The following is a 9776-nucleotide window of genomic DNA, read 5'->3' as shown; positions in this document are numbered from 1 at the left end:
GTAATCAACCAAAGTTTCTTTATAGATCACATATTTTGAGACTCTGTATGTTCTTTTTATTGCCTTCTTCATTAGGATTGTCTTCTTTATATAATAGTTTTAATTAAAAGTTTTCAAAAGTCGGCGATTGACTTTAGTAAGACAAAGATACAGAATTATCCGTTTGTAAATGGATAGAAGCTTTTCTGTGTTATTTTTATTAAATATTAATTTGTGGTGAATAAAATTCATAAATTCACGTATTTTTGAATTATAATATTAATCCAAATTAAAAAACTATAACTATGAAAAAACAACCCGTTAAACCTGAATTTACTTTAAAAATGTTTGAAGTGTTGGGAGGTATGTGGATTTCAGGCTGTGTAAAAACAGCTGCAGAATTAAACATCGCAGATCTACTGGCAGAAAGTCCAAAAACAATTTCCCTTTTGGCGAAAGAAACTCAATCTGATGAAAAAGCACTTTACAGAATCATGAGAGCTCTAAGCAGTGTCGGTATCTTCAAAGAACTAGAAAATAAAATTTTTGAGATGAATGATCTGGCAGCCGCTTTACAAACAGATGTTCCCGGAACCGTAAAAGATTTTGTACTAGCGAATATGGGAGAACATTTTCTTGGTTTCGGGGAACTTACCCGTACTGTAAAGGAAGGTAAAGTTCCTTTTGAGTATGTTTATGGTATGAATCTCTGGGAATATTATAAACAATATCCTAAACTGGCAGCCAATTTTGGCAGGGGAATGACAGGGCTATCCAATATGGAACTACAGGGAATTATTGAAAACTATGATTTTAAGCCCTACAAAACAATTGTTGATATAGGAGGAGGGAATGGAGTAATGATGCATCGTATCTTAAATTCAGCTCCCGAAAGTTCCGGAATCGTCTTTGATGAAGCTCATGTTATAGAGAAAACTGTTGAGTTAATTCCTGAAAACTTAAAAAACAGATGCTTAACAGCTACAGGGAGTTTTTTTGATAAAGTTCCTGCAGGTGCAGATTTATATACCATGAAATGGATTATCCATGACTGGAACGATGATGAATGCATCCGGATTTTAAAAGTATGCTATGAAGCAATGCCTAAAGGCTCAAAACTGCTGATAATTGATGCCGTAATTCCAGATGATTCCCGAAACCAGCCTCATCTTGCAAAACTTTTAGACATTGTAATGATGGCATGCCTCACCGGAAGAGAAAGATCTTTGGATGAGTTTATCCAGCTTATAGAACAAGCAGGGTTAAGATTTAACCGCCTTATTGATATAGGCACACAAAGTAAAAGCATTGTGGAATGTGAGAAAATATAATGTATTTGTGCATTCGTGGCTAAAAAGAAAATCAGGATAGAAAATGTTCTATCCTGATTTGTATATCTAAGTATCTATTCTGAAAAGAATTATTTTTCACTTTTCAGTTTACTGATTTCCTCTTTCAGTAGGCTGATATAGTCCTGTAAATTCTTAATGACTTCTATGCTTAATTCATTCGAGAAATTATTAACATTATTTCCAATAGCACCAGATGATCCAGGGCTATCATTAAAAACAGGATTATTTACAACAATGTTTGTATCATCATCTTCGTAAATCTCTTCTACAGGAACATCTAAAAACTTTGCAATTTTATCCCATTCAGAGTGTATAATTTTTACAGATCCGCTTTCTTTTCTGCTATAATTTGAAACATCTGTAGCAATAGCATCAGCAACTTGCTGTTGAGTATAACCTTTTCTCTTTCTTACTGTACGTAGTTTTTCTTTTTGCATGTTAGACGTTTTTACAAATTTGCAAAAAAATAATTGATAAAATATAGGGGTTTTTAAAATTTTTATCAACAAAAATAAAATTTATTATTCCTGAGTAAGTTCCCATTATTCCCTTTTATTTTAAAACGATATCAAAATTTTTTACCATAAAAAGCGAGTACAGCTAAAGAATTTTAATTTCACTTATCCGATCACAAACGACTACAAACGAATTTAAATAGTTTATAACCGACTGGCTTTTGGTGAGATCGGCAACTTTGCAACAGAGATTTGAGAAAACAGTGAACGTCTCTTATCTGAAAATATTAATCATTAAAATCTAAAAGTTATGTCACTAAGAAACAAAGTAACATTAATTGGTTACACAGGTAAAGAAGTTGAAATGGTAAACTTCGAAAACGGAAATGTAAAAGCGAGTGTGTCTTTAGCTACAAGCGATCATTACACAAACGCAAAAGGCGAAAAGGTAGAAGAGACGCAATGGCACAATCTGATTGCTTTCGGGAAAGTTGCAGAAATTATGGAAAAGTATGTCCCTAAAGGAAAAGAAATTGCGATTGAAGGTAAGCTTACATACAGGTCTTATGATGATAAGGACGGTGTAAAGCGTTACATTACGGAAATCAGAGTAGATGAGATCCTTTTGTTAGGAGGTAAATAATTCTAAAAACTCAAATGATGAAAGTAAAAGTTTTTAAGATCAGACTTCCGGAAGAATTACTCTACCGAGATCAGAAAATGTTGGATGATTTTCTGGAAAGAAACGAGATTATAAAAGTGGAGACCGCTTTTGTAAACGACGAATGTTATTGGTCTGTGATCTTGTATTTTGAAGAACTTAAAGTGGTGAAAAATACAGTGAAAGAGCCAAAGGTTATTAAATACTCTGCGGATAATGATTTTTTGAATCCCGATGAAGAACAAATTCTCAATGCCCTGAAACTTTGGAGATCGGAGAAAGCAAGAGAACAAAATCTGCCTACTTACTTCATAGCAAGCAATAAAGAGCTGATGTCTGTAGCCAAGTATAAACCTGCCAAAAAAGAAGAACTGCTGGAGATTAAAGGTTTCGGAAAACATAAGATTGAAAATTATGGCGAAGAAATACTGGAAATCCTTGAAAGTGTCTGATTTTTCGGAATAAATGATCCTATTAACTTTGAATGCGGGAGAAGATTGTTTCTCCTGCTTTTTTATGCTGTGTAAAGTCCCTGCAATTCCGTACTTTTGTACCTATCAAAATGACATACAATAAATGAAGCCAAGTTTAGCAAAAGGAACGAGAGATTTTACAGCACAGGAAGTTTCCAGAAGAAAATACATCATTAATATTCTACAGAATAATTTTGAATTATTTGGATTTCAGCCATTGGAAACCCCAAGCTTTGAAAACCTTTCTACCTTAACAGGAAAGTACGGAGAAGAAGGAGATCGCTTGATTTTCAAGATTTTAAATTCCGGAGATTATTTAAAGCTTACAAAGCAAAATTGGTTGGAGGCATTGAATTTAGAAAACCAAATTCAACATTTATTTAATACAATTGATAGCTATATTAATAATGATGTAATTTTTTCAATTGATAGCTTTATAAATGTAAGTTATAATATAATAGATAGTAACTTTATTAGTTTGCTGAAAAAAGATAATATTTCAGATGAAGTTAATGGCTACTACGATAATGTGAAATTTGGTGGAAATGTTGCTGAACACAAAAGATATATAAAAAATAAAATTTTATTAGAGAAAGCTTTATCACTACAGGAAAATTTAAATTCAAAGGATTTAATACCTGAAATTTCAGATAAAGCACTTCGTTATGACCTTACCGTACCTTTTGCAAGATTTGTAGCGATGAATCATGGGAAATTAACGTTTCCGTTCAAGCGTTTCCAGATCCAGCCGGTGTGGAGAGCAGACAGACCTCAGAAAGGAAGATACAGAGAATTTTATCAGTGTGATGCAGACGTAGTAGGAAGTGAAAGCTTATTACAGGAAGTGGATCTGGTTCAATTGTATCTGAAATCATTTGCTGATCTGAAAGTTCCTGTTACAATCCACATGAACAACAGAAAAATCCTTTCCGGATTAGCAGAATATGCCGGAATTACTGATAAACTGATTGATTTTACAGTTGCTTTAGATAAGCTGGATAAAATCGGAAAAGAAGGTGTTGTTAAAGAATTACTGGAAAGAGAAATCGCTCAGGAATCTATTGATAAATTAGACTTCCTATTCAGCCAGTCTGATGATGCTTTGGAAAACCTTCTTCAATTGAAGGAAAAATTTGCAGGCAATGAAATCGGTTTAAAAGGAGTAGAAGAGTTAGAATTTGTTCTTACACAATCTATGAATCTAGGGGTTGATATGCAGAATCTTGTATTCAATATTACCCTGGCGAGAGGTCTTGATTATTATACCGGAGCCATTTTCGAAGTGAAAGCGGATGAAGTGGTAATGGGCTCCATTGGTGGTGGAGGTAGATATGACAACCTTACAGAAGTATTCGGGGTGAAAAATATCCCAGGAATTGGGATTTCATTCGGATTAGACAGAATATATTTGGTCATGGAAGAGCTGAACCTTTTCCCTGAAGAAGCTTCTTCTAAAATTGAGTATCTGTTTGCTAATTTCGGAGGTGAAGAAACTACAGAGGCTTTAAAACTGATTATGCAATTGAGATCTAAAGGTATTTCCGCAGAATTATACCCTGAAAGTGCTAAAATTAATAAACAATTTACCTATGCAGAGAAAAAAGGAATTAAAAACCTTGTTTTCTTAGGGGAAGAGGAAATTAAAAATGGTACAGTAACCTTCAAAAACCTTGAGGCTGGAGAGCAGAAAACTGTTTCTTTGGATGAGTTCTTAGGATAGGATATTATCTACATATAAAAAACGGCTCGGAGTTAATACTTTGAGCCGTTTCTCGTTAAAAAAATATCTATAATGTACTTAAAATTCAAATTTTAGTCAGAAAAAACAGCACGGAATACTAGATCATAGGAAGTTAATTTTAAGAATAGGAGAAAAAATACCTGAAAAACGAGAAGATTTAAATATTTTTGGGGGTAAATATAGAATCAGAATTTGTAATTTGGGCTGCGGGAACAAAAAAAGCAGACTAAAACTGTTTTAGACTATACCATTTTTAAAAATTAAAAACCAGATGAATACTATTTGCGCATTATGCGGTACTCCGCTAACGTCCACAGATATGCTTATTGGAAAAAATAAACTTGCAGATGGCGGTTACCTGTGTGCTGAATGTTTTAATAAAGCAATAACAATCAATAGAGATCTTATCAATACCCTACATCAGTTCTATTTTGCTGAAATAACAGGAATGTTCCTTAAAAATAAAATTGAGGCAAGTCAGAATCCCGGAAGTTCGTCATCCTTGGGAACAGGAAACTATGAATATGATGCTCCTACCAGACTAGACGAAATAAAAGACCAGATTGTGGCTCTTAAGGCCAGACTAAGCGTTCTTGCCAATGAAGAAGTGAATGAGCTGGATAAAGTCCTGGATCAGAATGAACGATTAATTGCTATTGCAGAATGTATCAATCTTCATAATAACAGAGAAGGAATTATTTTTTCAACCCAATGGAGAGTGATCTTCATGGATAAAAAATTCCTGGGCGGTGTGGTGAAAAATGAATATACCCATAAAGATATTACCTCTCTGGATCAGGTTGAAAACCTTTTGTATTCAGTCTTAAGAGTCAATACAAGAGGAGGAACTGTTGAGTTTAAGCTGCATAACAAAAGTGATGGAAGAACATTCTGTGATACGGTAAACGGGCAGATCAAAGGATCTGAAAGACCTGTTTATCAGCAACCGGTACAGCCGCAATCATTCTTTCAAAATGTTCAGACTCCGGTCTCTCAAAATGTATCCGATACGCCAAAAGATTCCTCGGAAGATATTTTCGAGCAGCTGGAAAAGCTTGGGAAATTAAGACAAATGGGTATACTGAGTGAAGAAGAATTTGCGGAGCAGAAGAAAAAGCTGCTGAATAAATTATAAAAAAATAAAAAATGAATAACACTTGTTCATTGTGTAGTACAGAATTAACCTCTATGGATAAGCTTCTGGGCGAAAATAAGCTTTCGGACGGCGGTGTATTATGCAATAAATGTTTAGATAAAATAAGTTATATCAATCAGGAAGTACTGTATAATCTCAATCAGTTCAACATTGATGATATTCAACGTATTGTTCAGAATAAAAATGCAGAATTAAATTCCCTTACAGTAACAACTCAGGAGAATCTTCCTGTGATGATAGATGAGGAACGTCAACATATTTCTAAAGAAGAATACAAAAGGAGAAAACAAAAGATAAAATCAGAACTGGAAAGGCTGAATGCCAATCTTTCTGTATTTACAAAAGGAGAAATTAAAGAATTACCTTCTCTCATTCCTGAAGATGAGAAGATTGTTGGTATTACAGATGCTCAGTTTGTCAATACACTGGCTGCAGGAATACTGGTGGCTACCTCTAAAAGAATGATCTCTGTTTCAAAAGCAATGTTTGGAGCCGCTAAAATCAATGATTATCCTAATGAAAAGATCAAGTCCGTAAGCTTCGTAACCAACCCAAGATCTCCAATCATTAAACTGCATCTTGAAGAAAGAGTAGTAGAATTTGAATGTTTTATGGATAAAGAAGATGCAGAAAAATTCTACGATATCATTAGACCTATCTATAATAATCCTGTACAGCAACCTCAGCAGCATATTGATTCTGTAAATACCGGCGCCAATACAACTGTAAGCGCAACGCCCTCTCTTGAAATTCTGGAACAGTTAGAAAAGCTTGGAAAACTGAGAGAAAAGGGTATTCTTACCGATAGTGAGTTTACAGAGCAGAAAAGAAAATTGTTGGGACAATTAAAATAAAAACTTTACCACATAACCATGGAGGATAAAAAGGAAATCGTAAAAAGCTGGCTTAAAGGATGGTGCTTATCAAGAGAACTATCCTTTCCTGTTCCATATAAGTCAGGATTTAATGTATTCGTGGGAGATGAAAAACAAAAGGAACGATATATATTTCCTGAGCTTAATGAAGATTTTTTTCAACTTGCCCAGTCAATTAACGAACCCTGGGTTCATCTGAAAGTAAGCACTTCTCCCGAACAGTTTATGGGAAAAATTCCGGAAAGATGGCAATTACAGGCACAGGGATATCTGATGACCTGTTTCCATCCCATGATTTTCCCGGAAATCAGCCTGGCAGAAGGATATCATCTGGAGTTTTCAGAATACAACACCACTTTTGTAGTAAGAATTGTAGCAGAAAATGGAGAACAGGCTTCCATTGGGCGTGTTTCTCTGGTAGATGAGGTAGCTGTTTATGATAGAATTGTTACCGAAACAAACCATCAAAGAAAAGGATTGGCTTCTTTTTTATTGAAAGAATTGGAGAAAATAGCCTTATCAAAAGGGTTTCCTAATAATCTTCTGGTTGCTACAGAAGAAGGAAAATTATTATATGAGAATTTAGGCTGGGAAGTGTATGCTTTGCATTCCACTATTGTAATTCCTGATGAAGATCAACCTCTATTTAAATAAAATATTCAAAATTAAATGAAAAAAAAATATATACTTCTTTTTACCATATTATTTTTAAATGCTAATGCTCAGATGGTGCCGCCACCTCCACCACCTGCACAACAGATAGAAGAACTGAAACCATCCGATAATATAAAGCTATATGACATCAATGAAGTTCCGGATAAAATATTTGCATGGAATGTTAAAGTACTTACCCTGAACTGTACACCGAGTTTTACAAAAATTCCTGAGAAAATAGGAAACCTGAAAGAATTAGAAGGGCTTTTATTAAAAGGAGGGAATATAGTTAAATTACCTAAAGAATTTGGGAATTTACTTAAATTGAGACATTTATCTATTGATTCTAATGGATTTACTGAAATTCAGCCTGAGATTCTGAAGTTAACAAATTTAGAAATTTTAGATTTTCAAAGCTATAAACTAGACAACTTTCCGAATGACATTGGAAAGCTGGTTAACCTAAAACATTTAAAAATATCTAAAAGCCTGTTTTTTGGAGGAGCGATTACTAATGATAACCAGGTGTTTAAAGAGCTGGTTTTACCTACTTCAATAGGTAAATTAACTAAACTTAAGCATTTAAACCTTCTATCCAACAGGTTAAAAAAATTGCCTGCTGAAATAGGAAATCTTGAAAATCTAAAAGAGGTTGATTTGTCAAATAATTTATTGGAAAACCTTCCTTCTTCTGTTTCAAAGCTTAAAAACCTGAAAGCAGTTTCATTAGCAGATAACCGGTTTAAAATTTTTCCTAAAGAATTATATGAAATACCTAATTTGGAAGAAATAGATTTGAAGCGGAATGATATTACCTTAATTCCTTCTGGAATCGATAAATTAAATAGATTAAGATCCTTAAATTTAGCAAATTGTAAACTTTCACAGAAAGCATTATTGGAGATTTATAAAGTAGAGAGTCTGAAGGTTTTACAACTCGAAAATAATCAGTTGGAGGATATTCCTTCCGGAATAGATAAACTGAAAAATTTAGAGATTCTAACGATTTGGGGAAATAATATATCTCCTGAAAATATTTTAAAAATAAAGAAGCTACTGCCTCATACTTCAATCGTGGAAAAAGAGATTTTTCGATAAATATTTTTCAGGAATATAACTATATAAAATTTCCTTAGAGACCAAAATTTAAAAGAAATAGTAATTTAGACTTATAAAACTATAACCATGGGATCAAGACTAGATGAAATAAAAGAAGAACTTGATAAACTGGATATCAATCCTACCATTTTTGCCAGAAAAGAGATTCATGCTCTGCCGGATATTCTTTCGGTGGACGAAAGAATTATTTACCTTGTAGAAGGCAGAAATAAGATAACACAACACCACATAATTTTAGTAGCTACAGACAGAAGACTGATGTTTGTAGATAAGGAATTTATGTATGGATTAACGGTGGAGGATTATTCTTACACCAAAATAAGCTCAATACAATATGAGACAGCCATGATGCTGGCCTCTATAGATATTCAGGTGTCTGATGATCTGGTTGAGATTGATGGAGTGGGAAAGTATGAAGCCAAACTCTTTTGTGAAAAAGTAAGAGATTTCATGTCCCGTCCTAAAGAATACATTCAGCATACATCCGAACCTAGTCTTTTAGACCAGCTGGAGCAATTGGGAAGACTAAAAGAAAGCGGCATTTTGAGTGAAGAAGAATTTAATGAGCAGAAGAAAAAAATTATTAACAAATTATGATAAAAGAAGTTGTTTTTAGGGCATTAAACTGGAGATGGTATTTTACCTCTTTACTTACATTATTTACAGGGATTTTTTGTTGGCTTCTGATCCTTATTTTACCGGTTAGTAAATTTACATGGAATTTTTTCTCAGTGACACCGTTTCTGGTGGCAGGTCTGAGTTTTATATTGGGAATTTCAAGGCTGTTTAAAAAAGATCAATTTAAAGACGGTCTTTGGCAATGCCTTTTAAGCTTTATTATGTTTACCGTCATCGGTGTACTATTCGCATTTTACCCGCCTAAAAGTCCTTATAAGCCTTATAATAATGATATTAAAAACCCAAAGAATGCAAAATTTTCAATGCCTTTGAAGCAGTTTGTAGATGAGAAAGAACTCGTAGAGGTTACCCAACCAGATATTCTGATCTATGATTACTTGCAGCCGGGATCTTATAAATACGATGTTTTCCTGAATAAAATAGAAAAAGGTAAGGTTTATTTAAAAGTATTTGATTTTAATACCAACAGGATTCTTTCAGAAAAAGAGATCAAAAAAGAATCCATGAGAAAGGTCTTCAACCCTAGCGATGAGCTGAAAGAATTTTCAAGTGGTAATGATGGTTTTACGGTAACAGAAGGAGATTGGGGAGATTATTATGGAAGTAAGATTGAAGTTTGGTTTCAACCGGACAATCCCAATGAACCGGAAAGAAAATTAATAGAAAAAAATT

The 9776-nt window shown here is 33.7% G+C and carries 11 protein-coding genes; 10 read left to right on the top strand and 1 reads right to left on the bottom strand.

The features are described from left to right. The first annotated feature begins 284 nt into the window (after positions 1-284). The gene (locus BBH99_RS04075; protein ID WP_083188731.1) at positions 285-1310 is read left to right on the top strand and encodes a methyltransferase; all 1026 of its coding nucleotides are present in this window, start codon (positions 285-287) and stop codon (positions 1308-1310) included. An 89-nt stretch (positions 1311-1399) separates the two neighbouring features. On the opposite strand, the gene BBH99_RS04070 is transcribed toward BBH99_RS04075, so the two are convergent. Then, positions 1400-1768: a helix-turn-helix transcriptional regulator gene (locus tag BBH99_RS04070; protein WP_066692322.1), complete on the bottom strand. Its 369-nt coding sequence runs from the start codon at positions 1766-1768 to the stop codon at positions 1400-1402. 328 nt (positions 1769-2096) lie between these two features. Here BBH99_RS04070 and BBH99_RS04065 point away from each other — a divergent pair, with 328 nt between their 5' ends. The 9 genes from BBH99_RS04065 to BBH99_RS04025 all read left to right on the top strand — a co-directional run. Further along, positions 2097-2429, top strand: a complete 333-nt coding sequence (locus BBH99_RS04065) for a single-stranded DNA-binding protein (RefSeq protein WP_045497669.1) — start codon at positions 2097-2099, stop codon at positions 2427-2429. A 14-nt stretch (positions 2430-2443) separates the two neighbouring features. Beyond that, complete coding sequence (locus tag BBH99_RS04060; RefSeq protein ID WP_228390734.1) at positions 2444-2899, top strand: HRDC domain-containing protein; 456 nt, start codon at positions 2444-2446, stop codon at positions 2897-2899. 124 nt (positions 2900-3023) lie between these two features. Further along, positions 3024-4640 carry a histidine--tRNA ligase gene (gene hisS / locus BBH99_RS04055; RefSeq protein ID WP_066692319.1) on the top strand — a complete coding sequence of 539 codons (1617 nt, stop codon included), beginning with the start codon at positions 3024-3026 and terminating at the stop codon, positions 4638-4640. Between the two features lie 292 nt (positions 4641-4932). Beyond that, positions 4933-5796, top strand: coding sequence for a PH domain-containing protein (locus BBH99_RS22685; RefSeq protein WP_083188734.1), 864 nt, complete (start codon positions 4933-4935; stop codon positions 5794-5796). A gap of 11 nt (positions 5797-5807) precedes the next feature. After that, on the top strand, positions 5808-6671 hold the full coding sequence (locus BBH99_RS04045; RefSeq protein WP_083188733.1) for a PH domain-containing protein: 864 nt from the start codon (positions 5808-5810) through the stop codon (positions 6669-6671). A gap of 18 nt (positions 6672-6689) precedes the next feature. Then, positions 6690-7346 (top strand): GNAT family N-acetyltransferase, encoded by a 657-nt coding sequence (locus BBH99_RS04040; RefSeq protein ID WP_066692312.1) that lies wholly within the window; start codon positions 6690-6692, stop codon positions 7344-7346. Between the two features lie 15 nt (positions 7347-7361). Further along, entirely contained in the window at positions 7362-8444 is a 1083-nt protein-coding gene (locus BBH99_RS04035; protein ID WP_066692309.1) for a leucine-rich repeat domain-containing protein, read from the top strand. Positions 8445-8531: 87 nt separating this feature from the next. Continuing rightward, positions 8532-9062: a PH domain-containing protein gene (locus tag BBH99_RS22005; RefSeq protein WP_066692307.1), complete on the top strand. Its 531-nt coding sequence runs from the start codon at positions 8532-8534 to the stop codon at positions 9060-9062. Next, the coding region (locus tag BBH99_RS04025; protein WP_228390733.1) for a hypothetical protein at positions 9059-9776 on the top strand (718 nt) is incomplete at its 3' end. The genes BBH99_RS22005 and BBH99_RS04025, both read left to right, overlap by 4 nt.

Source organism: Chryseobacterium contaminans, from assembly GCF_001684955.1.
In the GTDB taxonomy this organism is placed as follows: Bacteria; Bacteroidota; Bacteroidia; order Flavobacteriales; family Weeksellaceae; genus Chryseobacterium; species Chryseobacterium contaminans.
This window is presented reverse-complemented; position numbering and strand designations above follow the sequence as displayed.

What these genes read in the sequence shown, in the direction of transcription:
- BBH99_RS04045 (WP_083188733.1), top strand. Translation starts at nt 5,808, where the DNA reads ATGAATAACACTTGTTCATTGTGTAGTACAGAATTAACCTCTATGGAT.
- BBH99_RS04070 (WP_066692322.1), bottom strand. Translation starts at nt 1,768, where the DNA reads ATGCAAAAAGAAAAACTACGTACAGTAAGAAAGAGAAAAGGTTATACT.
- hisS (WP_066692319.1), top strand. Translation starts at nt 3,024, where the DNA reads ATGAAGCCAAGTTTAGCAAAAGGAACGAGAGATTTTACAGCACAGGAA.
- BBH99_RS04035 (WP_066692309.1), top strand. Translation starts at nt 7,362, where the DNA reads ATGAAAAAAAAATATATACTTCTTTTTACCATATTATTTTTAAATGCT.
- BBH99_RS04040 (WP_066692312.1), top strand. Translation starts at nt 6,690, where the DNA reads ATGGAGGATAAAAAGGAAATCGTAAAAAGCTGGCTTAAAGGATGGTGC.
- BBH99_RS04075 (WP_083188731.1), top strand. Translation starts at nt 285, where the DNA reads ATGAAAAAACAACCCGTTAAACCTGAATTTACTTTAAAAATGTTTGAA.
- BBH99_RS22005 (WP_066692307.1), top strand. Translation starts at nt 8,532, where the DNA reads ATGGGATCAAGACTAGATGAAATAAAAGAAGAACTTGATAAACTGGAT.
- BBH99_RS22685 (WP_083188734.1), top strand. Translation starts at nt 4,933, where the DNA reads ATGAATACTATTTGCGCATTATGCGGTACTCCGCTAACGTCCACAGAT.
- BBH99_RS04065 (WP_045497669.1), top strand. Translation starts at nt 2,097, where the DNA reads ATGTCACTAAGAAACAAAGTAACATTAATTGGTTACACAGGTAAAGAA.
- BBH99_RS04060 (WP_228390734.1), top strand. Translation starts at nt 2,444, where the DNA reads ATGATGAAAGTAAAAGTTTTTAAGATCAGACTTCCGGAAGAATTACTC.